Annotated in this window: 19 protein-coding genes; 4 read left to right on the top strand and 15 right to left on the bottom strand. The window is 59.6% G+C overall.

Features of this window, described 5'->3' with window-relative positions:
- Window positions 1-99: 99 nt before the first annotated feature.
- From ruvA to ruvC, 4 genes are read right to left on the bottom strand one after another with little or no spacing between them, the layout of a single operon-like run.
- Window positions 100-714, bottom strand: coding sequence for a Holliday junction branch migration protein RuvA (gene ruvA, locus PH558_RS01530; RefSeq protein WP_095435717.1), 615 nt, complete (start codon window positions 712-714; stop codon window positions 100-102).
- Window positions 715-726: 12 nt separating this feature from the next.
- Window positions 727-1,140, bottom strand: coding sequence for a type II toxin-antitoxin system VapC family toxin (locus PH558_RS01525; protein ID WP_095435718.1), 414 nt, complete (start codon window positions 1,138-1,140; stop codon window positions 727-729).
- Between the two features lie 2 nt (window positions 1,141-1,142).
- Window positions 1,143-1,394: an AbrB/MazE/SpoVT family DNA-binding domain-containing protein gene (locus tag PH558_RS01520; protein ID WP_069611835.1), complete on the bottom strand. Its 252-nt coding sequence runs from the start codon at window positions 1,392-1,394 to the stop codon at window positions 1,143-1,145.
- 60 nt (window positions 1,395-1,454) lie between these two features.
- Entirely contained in the window at window positions 1,455-1,967 is a 513-nt protein-coding gene (ruvC, locus tag PH558_RS01515; RefSeq protein ID WP_095435719.1) for a crossover junction endodeoxyribonuclease RuvC, read from the bottom strand.
- Window positions 1,968-2,156: 189 nt separating this feature from the next.
- Here ruvC and PH558_RS01510 point away from each other — a divergent pair, with 189 nt between their 5' ends.
- Window positions 2,157-3,155, top strand: coding sequence for an LLM class flavin-dependent oxidoreductase (locus PH558_RS01510; protein ID WP_095435720.1), 999 nt, complete (start codon window positions 2,157-2,159; stop codon window positions 3,153-3,155).
- Between the two features lie 66 nt (window positions 3,156-3,221).
- On the opposite strand, the gene PH558_RS01505 is transcribed toward PH558_RS01510, so the two are convergent.
- From PH558_RS01505 to PH558_RS01495, 3 genes are all read right to left on the bottom strand, one after another.
- Window positions 3,222-3,659 (bottom strand): DoxX family protein, encoded by a 438-nt coding sequence (locus tag PH558_RS01505; RefSeq protein WP_285201873.1) that lies wholly within the window; start codon window positions 3,657-3,659, stop codon window positions 3,222-3,224.
- Between the two features lie 101 nt (window positions 3,660-3,760).
- The gene (locus tag PH558_RS01500; protein WP_113408231.1) at window positions 3,761-4,222 is read right to left on the bottom strand and encodes a tetratricopeptide repeat protein; all 462 of its coding nucleotides are present in this window, start codon (window positions 4,220-4,222) and stop codon (window positions 3,761-3,763) included.
- A 25-nt stretch (window positions 4,223-4,247) separates the two neighbouring features.
- On the bottom strand, window positions 4,248-5,222 hold the full coding sequence (locus tag PH558_RS01495; RefSeq protein ID WP_285201872.1) for an MBL fold metallo-hydrolase: 975 nt from the start codon (window positions 5,220-5,222) through the stop codon (window positions 4,248-4,250).
- Between the two features lie 326 nt (window positions 5,223-5,548).
- On the opposite strand from PH558_RS01495, the gene PH558_RS01490 reads away from it, so the two are divergent.
- Both PH558_RS01490 and PH558_RS01485 read left to right on the top strand, forming a co-directional pair.
- The gene (locus PH558_RS01490; RefSeq protein WP_285201871.1) at window positions 5,549-6,322 is read left to right on the top strand and encodes a sigma-70 family RNA polymerase sigma factor; all 774 of its coding nucleotides are present in this window, start codon (window positions 5,549-5,551) and stop codon (window positions 6,320-6,322) included.
- Window positions 6,319-7,116: an anti-sigma factor family protein gene (locus PH558_RS01485; RefSeq protein WP_285201870.1), complete on the top strand. Its 798-nt coding sequence runs from the start codon at window positions 6,319-6,321 to the stop codon at window positions 7,114-7,116. The genes PH558_RS01490 and PH558_RS01485 overlap by 4 nt, the downstream gene beginning before the upstream one ends.
- Before the next feature lie 55 nt (window positions 7,117-7,171).
- Here PH558_RS01485 and PH558_RS01480 read toward each other — a convergent pair whose 3' ends face one another.
- The 8 genes from PH558_RS01480 to PH558_RS01445 form a co-directional block, all read right to left on the bottom strand.
- Complete coding sequence (locus PH558_RS01480) at window positions 7,172-7,918, bottom strand: YebC/PmpR family DNA-binding transcriptional regulator (protein WP_095435726.1); 747 nt, start codon at window positions 7,916-7,918, stop codon at window positions 7,172-7,174.
- Between the two features lie 134 nt (window positions 7,919-8,052).
- Window positions 8,053-8,895 (bottom strand): MBL fold metallo-hydrolase, encoded by an 843-nt coding sequence (locus PH558_RS01475; protein WP_285201869.1) that lies wholly within the window; start codon window positions 8,893-8,895, stop codon window positions 8,053-8,055.
- A gap of 238 nt (window positions 8,896-9,133) precedes the next feature.
- Window positions 9,134-9,958 carry a TIGR00282 family metallophosphoesterase gene (locus PH558_RS01470; RefSeq protein ID WP_069611843.1) on the bottom strand — a complete coding sequence of 275 codons (825 nt, stop codon included), beginning with the start codon at window positions 9,956-9,958 and terminating at the stop codon, window positions 9,134-9,136.
- Between the two features lie 3 nt (window positions 9,959-9,961).
- The gene (locus PH558_RS01465; protein WP_285201868.1) at window positions 9,962-10,549 is read right to left on the bottom strand and encodes a 5-formyltetrahydrofolate cyclo-ligase; all 588 of its coding nucleotides are present in this window, start codon (window positions 10,547-10,549) and stop codon (window positions 9,962-9,964) included.
- A gap of 104 nt (window positions 10,550-10,653) precedes the next feature.
- Window positions 10,654-11,328, bottom strand: coding sequence for an HAD family hydrolase (locus PH558_RS01460; protein ID WP_285201867.1), 675 nt, complete (start codon window positions 11,326-11,328; stop codon window positions 10,654-10,656).
- A 190-nt stretch (window positions 11,329-11,518) separates the two neighbouring features.
- Entirely contained in the window at window positions 11,519-12,916 is a 1,398-nt protein-coding gene (locus tag PH558_RS01455) for a virulence factor (protein ID WP_095435729.1), read from the bottom strand.
- Window positions 12,913-15,522 (bottom strand): bifunctional lysylphosphatidylglycerol flippase/synthetase MprF, encoded by a 2,610-nt coding sequence (gene mprF, locus PH558_RS01450; RefSeq protein WP_285201866.1) that lies wholly within the window; start codon window positions 15,520-15,522, stop codon window positions 12,913-12,915. The genes PH558_RS01455 and mprF overlap by 4 nt, the downstream gene beginning before the upstream one ends.
- Before the next feature lie 470 nt (window positions 15,523-15,992).
- On the bottom strand, window positions 15,993-16,475 hold the full coding sequence (locus PH558_RS01445; RefSeq protein WP_095435731.1) for an SRPBCC domain-containing protein: 483 nt from the start codon (window positions 16,473-16,475) through the stop codon (window positions 15,993-15,995).
- A gap of 72 nt (window positions 16,476-16,547) precedes the next feature.
- Between PH558_RS01445 and PH558_RS01440 the strand changes: the two genes are divergently transcribed.
- Window positions 16,548-16,871, top strand: coding sequence for an ArsR/SmtB family transcription factor (locus tag PH558_RS01440; protein ID WP_285201865.1), 324 nt, complete (start codon window positions 16,548-16,550; stop codon window positions 16,869-16,871).
- The last annotated feature ends 2 nt before the right edge of the window (window positions 16,872-16,873 follow it).

Below are 16,873 nucleotides of genomic sequence, written 5' to 3'. Positions count from 1 at the left end.
TCAGAAGTTCCATTCCCGGTATGCGTTTTGCGGCTCCTGCGCCGAAGCTCGCTCTCTCGACTTTGCGACAATAGTGAGGATTACGGAAGGTGCAAAGCCTCACCGCGAGAGTTCCTTCAGCCCGAGCCGGATCAGCTTTGCGCTATCGGCGCCCTCGCCGGCCGCCTTTATCGCCGCGGCGATGGCATTGGCAGCCTGATCACGGGAGTAGCCTAGATTGGTCAGCGCCGAAACCGCATCTGCTACAGGTGCCGATGCGACTCCTTCCCCCAACTCCTGCTTGAGCTGAATGTTTGCGGCGTCACCGGCAAAAGCCGGAGCCTTGTTCTTCAGTTCCGTCACGATGCGCATGGCAACCTTCGGGCCGACACCGGGCGCCCGCGAGACGGCGGCACGATCCTGCAAGGCGATCGCATTGGCAAGCTCGGCCGGCGTCAGGGTCGACAGCAGCGCCAGCGCCACCTTCGCGCCCACACCCTGAACCGTCTGCACGATATTGAACCATTCGCGCTCCAGCGCCGTCATGAAGCCGAAAAGCCGGATTTGGTCTTCACGGACATAGGTCTCGATGAAAAGAATGCAGGCCTCGCCGACAGAACCGAGCTTCGAGAGTGTGCGGGCTGAACAATAGGCGACATAGCAGACGCCGTGCACGTCCACGAGCACATAGTCTTCGCCGATCTCTTCGATTGTGCCTTTCAGCTTGCCGATCATGAATGAGGTCCGTCAGGGATGGGTTTCGGGGGTGATGAGGTCGAGCGAAGGAAAGTAGGAGCGGTAGCCCTTGGGATCACGCGTCAATATGGAGTAGCCACGCACCGCGGCGTGCGCTCCGATCAGAAAATCTGGAAGAATGTGCTCTCTCCCACCGCCAGCCTGGCGATAAACCCTAAAAGTCGCCGCTGCGGCAAATGCTGCTGACCAGGGAAGGCTTTCACGGCGAAATTCGCTTTGCGGCAGCAACTCGTCTACTTGATCCATGCTGCTGTAACGCACAGAGAATTCCGCATAGATGATGGGGTTGATAACCACCGGTCCTCGTTTGAAAGCGGAAAGAACCTGCCCACTGGACCAACCGTGCCAGGCTGAACCAGATATCGCCAGATCAACCAACACATTCGTGTCGACGATGGTGACCATGCCTACCGGTCACGCGTCATCGACATCAGCGCTTCGGCGTCGATATCCTGATCACCGGTGCCTTCCAGGCGCTTGAGGGTAGCCATGAACCGATCGAGCCGCTGCCGATCCTCAATCTCCCGCTTGCCGTTCTTGGGCGAAACAACCAGCTTTCCATCCTCGATGGAGAATATGACCTCGCTGTTGAGCTCAATGCCAGCCAGCTGACGCAAGTCGCGGGGGATAGTCACCTGCCCCTTGGATGTCACACGCATTCTTACTCTCCAATTACAAAGTAAGAATTATCATTACCATAGGAACAAGTCAAGAACAAACTATCCGGCTAGTGCTGCCTGCCGCAGTCTGCTGGTGCCGCGGTTATGGGCATGGCATATGGCGATAGCCAGCGCGTCGGCGGCGTCATTGCCCTTGAACTCGACCTTGGGCATCAGGATCTTCAACATCATGTGGATCTGCTGCTTCTCGCCGTGGCCGACGCCGATGACGGCCTTCTTAACGGCATTCGGCGCATATTCCGACACCGGCAGACCGGCGCGGGCCGGCACCAGCATGACGACGCCGCGCGCCTGCCCGAGCTTCAGCGTCGCCACCGCATCCTTGTTGACGAAGGTCTGCTCGACCGCCGCCTCATCCGGCTTGTAGCTGTGAACGATATCGGCAAGCCCGTCATGCAGCTGGCAAAGGCGGGAGGCGAGATCCATGTCACCGTCCGACGTCACAGTTCCCGACGCCACGAAGCGTAGCGAATTGCCAAGCGTATCGATGATACCCCAGCCGGTGCGGCGCAGGCCCGGATCGATGCCGATGATGCGAATCGTATTCTGCATAAGCCAACCTATCTTTCAGGCCCGACATGTGCCAGCAAAATGTGAACAAAACAAAAACAAGGCCTGGATTGGGTTGCCGGAGCCACGCTGAAAACATCGTGACGAAATTGCGGCGATGGGTTTGGAATGAGCGGACAGCGCTCCTACATGTGGAAGCAACCCTCCCTTCCACCACGCAGGTTTCTTGCCATGGTCCCCTTTTCCATCCTCGATCTTTCTCCCGTTGCCGAAGGCAGCACTATCAGCCAATCCTTCGAGAGTTCGAAGCGCATGGCGCAGAAGGCGGAAGAGCTTGGTTACAACCGATTCTGGCTTGCCGAGCATCACGGCATGCCGGGTGTCGCCAGCGCCGCGACGTCGGTCGTCATCGGCCATGTCGGCGCGGCAACCTCGCGCATCCGCATCGGTTCGGGCGGCGTCATGCTGCCGAACCATTCGCCGCTAGTCATTGCCGAACAGTTCGGCACGCTGGAAGCATTGTTTCCCGGCCGCGTCGATCTCGGCCTTGGGCGCGCGCCGGGCACGGACATGCGCACGGCGCAGGCTCTAAGGCGCAACATGGAGGCAGGCGCACAGAGCTTCCCAAACGATATCGTCGAGCTCCAGCACCTCTTCAGCCCCGCCGACGAAGGACAGATCATCCTCGCCGTTCCCGGCCATGGCGCCAACGTGCCGATCTGGCTGCTCGGCTCCAGCCTCTACAGTGCGCACCTCGCCGGCATGCTCGGCCTGCCCTATGCCTTCGCCTCGCATTTCGCGCCGGAAGCCCTGATGGATGCCATCGCCATCTATCGCGAGCGCTTCACGCCTTCGGCCACGCTCGACAAGCCCTATGTCATGGTCGGCGCCATGGGCGCCGTGGCCGATACGGATGAAGAAGCACAGTATCACTTCACCTCCGCACAGCAGCAATTCGTCAATCTCCGCCGCAACGTGCGCGGCCCCTTCCCGCGCCCACGCAGCGACATGGACGATTTCTGGACGCCGATGGAAAAGCTGAACGTGGAAAACACGCTGCGCTATGCCATCGTCGGCTCGCCTGAGACGGCCGAAAAGAAGATTTCGCAGTTCATCCAGGATACGGAGGCCGATGAAGTGATCATTTCGATGCCGATCCATGACATCGAGGCGCGCTTGAAATCCGTGGAGCTGTTCGCAACGCTTCCAAGCTTCCAAAAGGTATCCTGATTCTCGGAAAAACAATTCAACGGGTGAGCCGAACCCTTTGCGCGGCTCACCGGACAATCGACGGGCTCAAGCCACGAGCCTCGTCTTCCAATAACGCCGGATGAGCATGTCGAACGACAGCTTGCCGGCGCCGGCGACGATCAGGGCAAACATACCGCCCGCGATCGCCAGATCCTTTTCGAAATGCAGCAATTCGTTGTGGCTGGCGAAGTTGGTGTGAAAGAGCATTGCCGTCAACAAGCAAAACAGGCCCAAACCGAATGCCGCCAGGCGGGTCATCAACCCCAACGCAATGGCAAAGCCGGCTCCAAGCTGCAGCACGATGGTCGCGGTCGCGACGGGGGTTGTGACGCCAAGCTTGGCCATGGCCTCCAACGCAATGTCAAAATTGCTGGCAAGTTCGATACCCTCTTCCAGAAAGAGCAGCGACAAGAGGATGCGGCCGAACAGCAGCGCCATATCGGCGAAGTTTACTAGGATGGCATTCTCCTCTTCGAATTCCATGGCCTTTCTCCTTCCCGTGATAAGTTCACCGAAGCTCCGATCATCCCCGGCAGCACCTCCAAGACATGGTCAAATGCCGCCGGAACGATGGAGATCGGGCCTCAGTTGCTGGCCTTGGCGGAGATCGCCTTGGTCAGATCCTCAAGCTCCTCGCATCCACTAGGGCAAAGCTTGGTCAGCGTTGCCAGCTGCTCGCGGGCCCTGGGCATGTCGCCAGTCTCGACATAGAGTTCGCCGAGATATTCATGCGCGCCCTTGTGATCCGGCTGCAATTCGAGAGCCTTGGTGTAGTAGGTCAGAGATGTCTTGAAATCGCCGGTCTTGCGCAGGGTGAAGCCCATCAGATTGTAGACATCAGCCTGCTGGTGCTCTTCCGCGATATCGCGAAGCTCGGCGAGTGCGCCGGCATAGTCCTTCGCGTCGATCTTGGCACGCACGGAGGTCAGGTCCGGCGCATCGGTCGATTCCATATTATCAACGGCAAAGGCAACGCCCGTCGTTGCGGCCGGAAGGATGACGACGGCGCACAGGCCGACGACCACGAAAATGGCATGTCTGAACATGGTAGTTGCTCCTCTTTCTGGCCGCTCAGGCCTGGATGGTCGGGGTGAAGCCATAGGCATTGCCGTCCTTGACGAAGGTACCGGAGCCCGGGAATGGGAAATGCGAGCCGCAGATCCTGACCTTGTCGGCAATGACGCGATCGATCAGCCTGCGGCGGGTGGCCACGGCCATCGGGCCATCCTGGTCGTAGGCGCCTTGCCATTCCGGATGGGGTGCGAGCAGTGCCGGCACATACATGATGTCGGCCGAGACCATCAGCTGTTCGCTGCCGCCATCGATGAGGAAGACGGAATGACCGGGGGTGTGACCATATGCGGCCATCATGTGCACGCCGGGCGCCACTTCCGCATTGTCGTCAACCAGCTTCCAGTTCTTCCACGTCGGGAAGACGGAGGCGATGCGCCGGCCGGCCTCCTTGCGGCCCTCCGCCAGCTTGTCGACACGGCCGGGATCGGTCCACCACTTGTATTCGGCCGTATTGACGACCAACTCGGCATTCGGAAAGACGGCCGCGTTCGTTCCCTTTTCCATCAGGCCCCAGACGTGGTCCGGATGGAAATGCGAGATCATGATCGTATCGATCTTCTTGTGGTCGATGCCGGCGGCCGCCATGTTGGCCGGCAGATGCGTGGCATTGGTCTGCCATTGCCCGACACCCGAGCCGGCATCCATCATGATCTTGCTCCCGCCGATATCGAGAACGACGACCGTCAGCGGAATGGGCATGAAGTCGGTGGTCAGACCGGCCTTGGAAAGCGCTTCCTTGGTGTCTTCGACGGAGGCGTTCTTGATGAAGGCCGGATCGTGCGGCTTGCGCCAGATGCCGTCATAGATGGCCGTGACTTCGATCGAACCGACCTTGTATTTGTAGAAGCCGACCGTCGGCTCCAGCGGCGTGGCGGCAAAGGCTTGCGGTATGAATTCGAGCTTCGACGACAGCCCGAAGGCTGCCGCAGCTGCAGCCGTGCCGAGCACGGCGCGGCGGGTCATGTCAAACATCGCAATATCTCCTCAGGGTTATGGCTTTTCGGGCCAGGCGGAGGTCGCAAGCGATTGCGACCATCCACTGAGGAAGAAGATCGACGGTGATGAGCGCTTATTCCCCCTCGACCGAAGATTTCTTGCAAGCCATTGAAATTCATTCGACTATTTTAGCGGCGGGAGATTGAGCGGAGGGAATGGCGGACATTCCGCATTCCGTGGTTCCGACTTTTTTCATCCGACCGGGAATAAAACTCGCGCAAGCGCGATCTAGCCTCTCAGGCAACATTGCAAGCGCCTTATCCGAAGCTTACAGTCGGCATCGGCGTTTTGCGGGGATCATGATGACAGACGCCCGACTTGTGAGTTCGATGACGCTTGGCGGCCAGCTCCACCCATGGACATGGCACTCGCCGCAAAACACCGCGATCAGCAGGTTTGCGCGATTTCTGGCTCGCCTGCGTCGTTTCATTGCCGAGGCGCAGCCCGGCAATCACGCCGTCCAGATGACGGTCGCTCAATCCGCTGCCGGCGCGGAGCCACTGAAGCGCGCGATCGCTCCGCCCGACGAGAGCATGCGCCGCTTCCAGCAAACGATCATCCCGCATCTGGACGCCGCCTATAATTTCGCGCGCTTCCTGAGCCGCGATGCCGATGCCGCGCAGGATATCGTGCAGGAGGCATATCTGCGTGCCTATCGCGGTTTTGGCGGCTTTCGCGACGGCGATGCCCGCGCCTGGACTTTCACCATCGTCCGCAACTGCTATCACGCCTGGCTGCAGGAGGGGCGGCGCAAGACCCGCTATGAGCAGCCGATGACGGACGAATGGGATTCGGATGAAGGCTCGCCCTCCCCCGACCCTACCTCCGAAGAGGATACGCCCGAGGCGGCCTTCATCCGCAAATCGGAAACGCAGCGCGTGCGCGAGGTCATCAACAGGTTGCCCGATCCCATGCGCGAGGTTCTGGTTCTGCGCGAACTCGAGGATCTCTCCTACAAGGAAATCGCCGAGATCATCGATGCGCCGATCGGCACTGTCATGTCGCGCCTCGCCCGTGCCCGCCGCGATTTCGGCGAAGTCTGGCGCAGCCTCGAAGGAAAAGAGGCGGCACGATGAGCGGCGGAGAGCACCATGACCACGGCGAATGGAACGACCTGCTGCACGGCTTCATCGACGGCGAACTGGACGCAGCCACTGCCGCGCGCTTCGAGGCACATCTGGCCACCTGCCGGGACTGCGCCGGCGAGATGGAGAATGCCCTGATGGTCAAGCGTCTTTCCGCACGCGAGGGTGTGAAATGGCAAGCGCCTGATACCGTCCATGCCCGCGTGCAGGCGGCACTCACGCTGGAGCAATCCATGATGAGGCGCACAGCCGCGAGCCACACGAAGAGCCCGTGGCAGCGTGTCTGGCGGCTCGTGCGCGAATGGAGCTTCGTGCCCTCGCTTGCCGTTCTCGCCGCCAGCCTCATGCTGGTGCTGAATGTGCAGCAGCAGAGCCAGACGATCGAGGATCAGCTTCTTGCCAGCCATGTGCGCTCAATGCTCGCCGATCACCTGACCGACGTGCTGACCTCAGACCAGCACACGGTCAAACCATGGTTCAACGGCAAGATCGATTTCTCCCCGCCCGTGGTCGATCTGGCGACACAGGGCTTCCCCTTGGTCGGCGGTCGGGTGGATTATCTCGACGGGCGGGTGGTGGCGGCGCTGATCTATCGCCGGCATGGCCATGTCATCAATCTCTTCATCTGGCCGGGCGCTGCGGGAGCCAAAACCAATGCCGAGAAGGAGGGCTATAATTTCGTCGAATGGCATGCGGACGGACTGGTCTTCTGGGCGGTCTCCGATGTCGCCGCACCGGATCTCTTCACCTTCCGCGACGTTTTTATCCGTGCGACAGCCCCATAACGCAAAAAGCCGGCTGTGTTTCTACAGCCGGCTTTTCTTGAATAACTGCAAAGGATCAGGCCGAGAGCTTGGCCAGAACTTCGTCCGAAACTTCGAAATTCGAATAGACGTTCTGGACGTCGTCATCGTCTTCGAGGTTTTCGATGAGCTTCATCAGCGACTGGGCCTTTTCTTCGTCGACCGGCACGTTGTTCTGAGCGCGCCAGATCGCCTTGACGGTTTCGGCTTCGCCGAGCGTCGCTTCGAGCGCCTTGGCGACTTCGCCGAGAGATTCGAAGGCGCAGATGATCACATGGCCTTCTTCGTCGCTTTCGACGTCATCGGCACCGGCCTCGATCGCCGCTTCCATGACCTTGTCGGCATCACCGGCGGAAGGCTTGTAGGTGATTTCGCCGACATGGTCGAAGGAGAAGGAAACCGAACCGGTTTCGCCCAGCGCACCGCCGGCCTTGGTGAAGATCGAGCGGACGTTGGACGCCGTGCGGTTGCGGTTGTCGGTCAGTGCTTCGACGATGATCGCCGTGCCGCCCGGACCGTAGCCCTCGTAACGGATCGCATCGTAATTCTCGGTGTCGGCACCGGAAGCCTTCTTGATGGCGCGATCGATATTGTCCTTCGGCATCGACTGCGCCTTGGCGTTCTGGATCGCCAGACGCAGGCTTGCGTTCATGGCCGGGTCGGGCAGACCCATCTTGGCAGCAACCGTGATTTCGCGCGCCAGCTTGGAGAACATTTTCGACCGCACCGCGTCCTGACGGCCCTTGCGGTGCATGATGTTTTTAAACTGTGAATGGCCAGCCATGGCACCCCTGTTCACGTCTTTTGTTGGGAATGGCCGCCTTATAAGAGCGAAGCGGCCTTCATTCAAGTGAAAAGCCGGATAATGGGGATGGAGAGCGGTCGCAATCGAGAATATCTCAAAGGTGATCGCGATGGTCACAGCCCCTTTAGCACATAGATCAGCGGCTTGCGCGGCAAGGTCTTCACCGACACCGTGACGTTCGGGGTCGGCGCATAGGCGATGTCGAAATCGGGACCGAACAGGGCGAGAAACTGATCGACTGGCGGCCCCCAGCGATGCATGGGCAAGATGAGCGACGAGCGCAGCCTTTTCACCACGCGGCTCATGCTGTCGGCTCCCATGGTCAGGCCGCCGTCGACCGGCACCATCACGACATCGAGCCGACCGATCTCGGCATACTGCTGGTCGGTGAGCTCGAAATGCAGGTGCCCGAGATGGCCGATGCAAAGGCCCGCCACCTCAAAGATGAAGATCGAATTGCCGTTGGCTTCGATGCCGCCGCCCCAGGAGCGAATATCGGTGACGACATTGCGGATCAACGTATCACCGACGGTCATGCGGATCTTGGCCGGCTCTCCGGGCACATCGCTCCATCCATGCAGCACATATTTGATCGCCGGGTCCGGCGTCAGCGTGTAGTGGCTCGGATGCGCCTTGTTCATCGTCACCACTTCCGGCGTGTAAGGCGGCGGAAAGGCGCCGCTGTAATCCGTGGCGATGGATACACCGCCTGGCGTTTCGATGAAAAGCGTCGCGTGACCGAGGAACGTGATCTTCACATCACCATTAACCGGATCATTGGCGAGCGCCGGACCGGGAGGAGAAAAGCTCGCGAATGTCGCCTTGGGCAGGGACTGCGCGATCGCCTGGCATTGGCTGGGTTGCGGACGAACCGGATTCTGCTGGGCGTCCGCGACGCTCCAGCTGAGGATGATCGCCAGGAAAAACACGGCGAGGACAGGAAATCGCTGCATCATGCCATCCCCTCAAGCCAGATAGTGGCCGAAGGATGCGGCATGACCTGAAACGGGTCCAGCGACATTCAGGCACGATTGCTCACAATCGCGTCATCATCGAACAATGATGAATTATAGAGCGTGATGCCGAAAAGTGTATGCGGTTTTCGGACGACATCACGCTCTACTTCTTTGATTCTAGAGCGGACTCAGATTTTAGGCCGATTCGACCTAAAATCATCCGGCTCTAATGCAGCGATCAGCGCCAGAAGTCCGGAATGGTCTCGGCAAGCCTCGGACCAAGCCGCAGCGGCGCGATCTTTTCCGCTAAGCCCGTCGCATCGGAGATCTCGACGCCGACGCCGCAGATGGTGGCCGGCCCCGAAGCCGCTTCGAAACGCCCCTTCGGCATCTTAGAGATGAAGCGGTTCAGCGGCTCTTCCTTTTCCATGCCGAGCGAGGAATCATAATCACCGCACATGCCGGCATCCGACATATAGGCCGTGCCCCCATTCAGGATCTGTGCGTCCGCAGTCGGCACATGCGTATGCGTGCCCACAACGAAGCTCGCGCGGCCATCGACGAAGTGACCGAAACACTGCTTTTCGCTCGTCGCTTCCGCATGAAAATCGAAGACGATCGCATCCGCCTGCTCTTTCAGCGGACAGGCATCGAGAATGGCCTCAGCCGACTTGAAGGGATCGTCCAGCTCCGGATGCATGAAGACGCGGCCCATGATGTTGGCAACGAGCACGCGCGCGCCATTGCGGGCGTAATAGAGGCCGGAACCGCGGCCGGGCGTGCCGGCCGGATAGTTGGCGGGCCGCAGGAACTGGTCGTGGCGCTCGCAGAAAACGACGGCTTCCTTCTGGTCCCAGACATGGTTGCCCGTCGTCACGACATCAGCGCCGGCATTGATCGTTTCCAGGAAGATATCCTCGGTGATACCGAAGCCGCCGGCGGCGTTTTCGCCATTGACGATGACGAAATCGAGCTTCAGGTCGGATACGAGCCCCGGCAGGCGTTCCCACACCGCGGTTCGTCCCGTCTTGCCGACCATATCTCCCAGAAAAAGCAGCCGCATTCGCTATCCAATCACTTCCGAAACGAAATTGAGTCCGCTCTCGGTCAAAATCGCGTCAAGACGGACATCATGCGGCTCAGCCGGTACTGATGGCACTTCTTGGCAATCGAATGCAATGCCGATCAGCTGGGGATTCAAGCCTTTTTGATGCAAGCGCTCGATAGCGCGATCGTAATGGCCCGCCCCATAACCAATGCGATGCCCGCTTCTGTCAAAGGCCGAAAGCGGCACGAGCATGACATCGGGATCGAACACCGCCGCATCGGAACCCGGGCCGAAAGTCCCGAATCCGACGGGAACCAGCGGCGCACCCGCAACAAGCTCCCGGAAGATGATCGTGTTGCGGTCGAGGATGACGGGCACGCAAAGCCGTGCACCACGTTCCCGCAGCCGCGCCATCAGCGGTCTTATATCCACTTCGGAGCGGATTGGCAGAAAGCCGGAGACGACCGTCCCCGGTTCGATATCGATGACATCGCCGCCATGGGCAAGCATGGCAAGGCCTTTTTCGATGCGCTCATCGGCCGGAATGGCATCGCGTGCCGCCAGACATTCGTTACGGTATCGGGCTTTCAGCTCTTTGGGGCTCATCGGATCTTCGCAAATATCTATGATATCGCGAAACATAATGAGCCGGCCGCCCGTTGCAAAGCGCGAAAGCGACATCCAGCCGTCGCGGAAAGAAGTCAGCTCTTTCAGTCCTTGCGGATGATCGACAATTTTCCGTCGCCATCCACATGCGCACGAACATTCTCATAGTTCTGCAGCGTCGTATGATCGGTCTCGATCGGATGCGAATGCGTCGCGGTGATGACCACCACATCGGCACTGGCCGCTTCACCCGCCTTGACGCCGGCCAAGACGTCTTCAAACACCAGGCACTCCGATGGGCTGAGGCCGAGGCGCTGCGCGCCGAGAATATAGCCCTGCGGATCAGGCTTGCCGACCTTCACGTCTTCGGCGGTGACCATGAAGCGCGGAACCGGGATCCCGGCGGCATCCAGCCGCGCCAGCGCCAGCCTATAGGGCGACGAGGTGACGATCGCCCAGCGCTCCGGCGGCAAAGACGCGAGGAAATCGACGGCGCCGGGCAGCGCGACGACACCCTCGACATCGGCGATCTCGGCTTCGGTGATCTTCAGCGCCTCCGCGATCGGATCGACGCCAGGCAGGTTCAACTGGCCGATCGTATCGACCCCGCGCTTGCCATGCATGGTCGGCATGAACTTCTCGACATCAAGACCCTGGGCGCGTGCCCAATTGCCCCAGACACGCTCTGCAGCAGCAATCGAATTGATGATCGTGCCGTCCATGTCGAACAGGAAGCCGGAATAGGTCTTGGTGAAGGCGGAGGACGATGCAGCGGACAAGGAAGAACCTTTCTGGATAGACAGACGGGATCAGCCGCAAGGCGCGGCCTCACGATACAAGCCTTTCCCCGACTAACGGCAGTCGCGACAAGAAGCAAACGAATGCTGGGGTGACTGCGGGGGAAAAGACATTGCGCCGATGGCAAGGGCAACTGACGCGCGGCAGCGACGTGCCGCGCGTCAGTTGCAATTATTCGCCGAGGCGGCTCTTCAGACCATTGATGATGTGGTTCGCCAGCGCCTCATAGTCGTCGTCGAAATGGTGACCGCCATCCATGGCGATGACTTCCGCGCCGGTACCCTTCAGCAGCGGGCAGGCAACATCTTCGTCGTCGTCCTTACCATAGACGCATTGCACCATTTTCGGATTGATCGACTTGAGGTCATTGAGGGGATTGCCGCCCTTACCCTCGCTCGAAGCGCCAAGCCAGCCCATGACCGAGATCACGTAGTCGACCTTCTGCGACAGGGACAGCAGCGACATCTGCACGATCTTGTCTTTTTCAGACTGTGGCAGGCGATTGTAGCTCGCCGGCAGCACATCGGCGCCAAAGGAATAGCCGACCAGTACCACATGCTTGACCTTGAAGCGCTTGGTGTAGAAGTCGATGATCCGGCCGAGGTCGTTCGCAGTCTGCTGCGGATCCTTCTCGGTCCAGAAATAGTGCAGGGTATCGACGCCCACGACCGGAATACCCTGGTCCTGCAGATAGCTGCCGACTTCCTTGTCGATGTCGCGCCAACCGCCATCGCCCGAATAGACGATTGCAAGCGTATCCTCGGTCGGCGTCGTCTCCATGACGTCGACGGGCAGCCCAAGCGGCGACTTCGAGCTGTCGATCGTCTTCATCAGATCGGCGAGCGATGCCTCGAGCGTCGCATAGGTGTCTGCATTGTCCGAATCCGTGGTTTGGACTTCGGGATGGTCCTTCTGGATCTCCTCGACGTGGTCGCGTCCGTCCTTCGGCGCATTGGCCGTGAACGTCACGAGAATCGGGTTCGGCAAGGTGCCTTCCTGCAGGCCAAAGGACACCATGTCGCCATCGGTCTTCTTCTCGGCGGGCGTGCAGAGTTCCTGCTTCAGGCCGATGCCGGCAGTCGGATCGACAGCCAGCGTACCCGCGACCGTCGCATCCGGCGTCTGGGCGGCAATCGTCAGCGCCATGGCACCACCGGCGCCGACACCGGCGATGATAGGCAGCTGGTAGGTGCTGTCGGCAAAGGACCGCTGCACCTGCTGGCTGAGCGACTCCAGATCCGAGACGATATAGATACAGCCGTCATTCTGGCTGACATCGTATTTGTTGAGCGAAGCCAGGAAGGATGGATAGTCGATACCGATCACAAGCGAACCGTTGGCGACCAGCTTGTCGGCAACCGCTTTTTCCTTGTCGCCCCAGCCGGCGAGATCGGAAATCAGCACGACTTCGTTCGAAACCTTGCCCTGCGGGCGCATGATGTGCGGAGCCGGGATCATGCCCAGATCGTATTTGGCATCGTCGGCTTCCGCGCGTGCCGGACCCGACACCAGCAGGCCCATCGACACCACGCATGCGAAAGCCAATGACATTGCGTATTTCAAGATCATTTCCTCACGACCCCCTTAAGCCCGCCCCCGATGAGGAATGTGGCATCCATCAACGCGATTATTGGACTTACACCTCCCGAAACAGCCAGGTAGCGCGGCTGCCATTCGGGATGGAACTTGGATTTGAAGGCACGAAGCCCTTTGAAATTATAAAACCGCTCGCCGTGTTCGAAGACAGTTCCCCCGACCCTATCCCAAACCGGCGCCGATTCCCGTCTCGACATGCCCGATAGCGGTGCCATGCCGAGGTTGAAACGCTGAAAGCCCTGGCCCTTGAGGTATTCGAGGATCTGCACGAACAGAAAATCCATCGAACCCTTCGGAGCATCGGGCGAAAAACGCATCAGGTCGACGGAGCCCTCCTCCTTGGTCTCCGTCATCAGGATATTCGCAAAAGCGACGATATTACCATCCTTTTTCAACACGCCGATCGGCTGCGAGCACACGTAGTCCGGATCGAACGCGCCAAGCGAAAAGCTCTTTTCCTTGGCATTGTGATCGGCAAGCCATGTGTCGGACACATGGGCAAGCTGATCCATGACTTCAGGTATATCTTGAGGTTCGATAACGGCAAATTCTAGTCCGTCGCGAACCGCGCGGCTCGCCGTCTGTCTGAGATTGGCCCATTTGCCGCCCTTGAGCTCGAAATTGGCAAGATTGACGACGGCTAATTCACCGAGCTTGTAAGCACGCAGGCCCGCATCGGCGCAATAGGATAGAAGTGCGGGCGATATCTGGTAGAACACCGAGCGACAGCCTGCCGCGCGTGCAGCCTCGACGAAACGCCAGATCAGATCGGGCAACGCCTGGCGCGGGCCCACCGGATCGAACAACGCGATCCACGAACGACCCTGCTTGCCGTACATGATGAAGGCATCGCCCTTTTCCGAGAACATGATGTTCTTGTCGCCCATGCGCACCAGATTGGCATCGGCCACGCCTTGCTTACGGACGATTTCGACGGCACGCGTTACCGCATCGTCGGTAACGGGCTCCAGGCGCTTCGTCGCCGGGCGCAGAAGGCTGAAGATCGCGATCGCCGAGGACAGAATGGAGATACCGAGGGCAGCGCGAAGTCCGCGCGGTGCCTCATCGGCGAATTCGAATTGCCACCAGAGCTGATTGCTATATCCGACATCGCGATAGACGAAGAACAGCACCACGATCGCGCCGATGCAGATGACGGCAATGGCCGTCAGCCATCCGGCCGTCAGCGTCTGGTTGAGCAGCGAGGCTGGCCGCTTGAACAGGCGGCGGCTGACGACGAGGCTGAAGACGAAGAAGGCCAGCAATCCCGCTTCGACGATGGCGATGGCCTTCAGCAGCGACAGGAACAGAGCAAGCAGCGCCGAAAAGCTCGACACCCACCAGGCGCCGTCCAGGCGCTGGCTGAGACCGCGCGCGGCCACGATGATCGTCAGCCCGAGAAGGCTCGAAAGGAAATGCGCACTTTCGACCAGCGAGAGCGGCAGATAGTCGGACAGCACGATCAGGTTCTGATCCGGCGTCGGCGTGACGCTCGAGAAGACCAGCATCATGCCAAGCAGCAGCGCGAAGGCCGACAAGAGCTGCGGCATGACGCGGGCGCCGATGCGGCGCATGCTGGAAGCCACCGGATGATCGACGAAACGACGCAGCTCCGCCACCGAGATCGCGGCGATCGCGATGACGAGCGGGATGACGTTGTAAATGACGCGATAAAGAACCAGCGAGCCCAGAACGGCGTCTTCATTCACGGAACTGCCGAGCCAGGCGATGATGATCGTCTCGAACACACCGAAGCCGGCCGGAACGTGGCTGAGCACGCCGAGACCGACAGCGATGGCATAGATAGCGAAGAAGCCGGGCCACCCGATCGAGGTTTCCGGCAGCAGCACATAGAGCACAGAGGCCGAGGCCGCGATATCGAATGCGGTGACCAGGAACTGCCGCGACCAGGTGCGCGAATCCGGCAGCCGAACTTCGACCGGCCCAATGCGCACCTCGCGGCCGTTGCGACCGGCATAGACCACGAAAGCAAGCACCGCGAGAATGGCGATGGCGATCAGCCGCAGCCACAAGCCATTGACGCTGATCAGCGGGCCGATCTCATCGGCAATGACCAGAAGCGCGATAGCACCGACGGCAGCCAGCCCGAGGCCGAAGGCGAGCGTGACGAAAGCAATGACGCGGGTGATGTCGTCGGGCGACAGGCCGAGCCTTGTATAGGCACGGTAACGGATCGCACCAGCACTGAGCGCACCGAAACCAGCCGTGTTGCCGACCGCGTAGGCGCTGAAGGAGGTCAGCGCCACATGCGGAAACGGCAGCCGCTTGCCGATATACTCGAGCGCATTCTGGTCGTAGAAGATCAGGGAGGCGAAGCTCAGACCGGTAAACAGCAGCGCCAGCAGCACCGAAGAGATCTTCGTCGTCGTCAGGGCGTGGACGACGTCGTCATAGCGCACCTCGGTCGTCAGGTCGTAGATCGCATAGGCGGCGATGCAGAAGACGGCGACGGTGAGGAAAGCGACGATCAGCGCCCGGTAGCGGTTCAACAGACCGACGATACCGCCACGCTCTTCCAATTCCTCATCGGCATTTTCCAGATCGATTGGGCTCGACATGCTCTACCTGCTTATAGTGATCTTCGCCGGTTCCGACTGTTCGGATATTCAGTAATATCGACGACGCGTCTTCAAGTTGCCGTATATACTTCTTTCGACAAGCCCGTTGTGACGCGCGCTCCCATCATTCTGAATTTAGGCAATTTTGGCGCAGGCCCCGTCCCTCCTGCAATGAATCTGTTATTATTTAAAGGATTTTGTCATTCACTCGGCTTTTGAGCTTATCCACACACAAAAGTGATCTTTCCATCCCGTCCTGGGCGCCCTCGCCACCGCCGCTGCCCTTCTTCCGATTATCCAAAGCCTACTACAACGTGAGATGGATATCCATCGCATGCCATCAACCGTACTTCCGAGTGGCTAAATCCGGAAAGAGATAGGCCCGGCGCCAAAATCGGCACCGGGCCAATGACCGATAGCCAAGAAAGCGATCGGAACGGTAGCGACCGTCGATACGGGTTTGCCTGAACTCAGCGATCCGGCGCCTCCGCCGGCTCGCCGCGCATTTCGCTCAGGAAGAAGCCTTCGCGCAGATTTATGCCGTATTCGACGAAGGCCTTCATGCAGCAGAGCATCTGCGTCCAACCCTCGCAATTCAGATAGGTGCCGCGGCGGCCGGCCTCGTCTTCGCGCCAGCCGCTTTCTTCGATGATGACAAGCGTGCCGCCATCGTCGAGAGCATCAAACGTCATTTCGACCTTCGTCCTGTAGCGGATGCCATCCTCGCCGGTGCCGCCCTCCCAGTGAAAGACGATGCGCTTGTTGGCCTCCACTTCGTTGACCTCGACGGGGGCATTCTTCCACCAGATGACGGTCGTTCCCGCCACCAGGGGCGCGCTCGCCCCGCCGACAGTGGTGAAATAGCTCGAAAGCTTCTTCGGGTTGACGACAGCATCGAAGACTTCATCCACCTTGCGGCCGATCCGTCCTGAAATCCGAACATTCAATGTCATGGCATCTCCTCCATCTTTGTCTGTCGTTATCGCTCCATTGCGAATGGCCCCATTATGTTATAAAAATATAACATGTCAAACGAATCGGATAGCGACCTCATTTTCAAGGCCCTTGCGCATCGCCGCCGGCGCGAAATCCTGGACATGCTCAAGGACGCGCCACGCACGACAGGCATGCTCTGCGAGGCTTTCACGGATATGGACCGCTGCACGGTGATGCAGCACCTGAAAGTGCTCGAGGATGCAGGCCTCGTGATCGCCAGGAAAGAAGGACGCGAGCGCTGGAACCATCTGAACAGCTTGCCTATCAAGCAGATCCATGATCGCTGGATCAGCGCTTATGCCGGCCATGCCCTCTCCATTCTCGATCAGTTGAAGAACGATCTGGAGAGCTAAAC

The organism is Rhizobium pantanalense (assembly GCF_030182525.1).
Lineage (GTDB): Bacteria > Pseudomonadota > Alphaproteobacteria > Rhizobiales > Rhizobiaceae > Rhizobium.
Note: the sequence above shows the minus strand (reverse complement) of the source record. Positions and strands in the feature narration are given on the sequence as shown.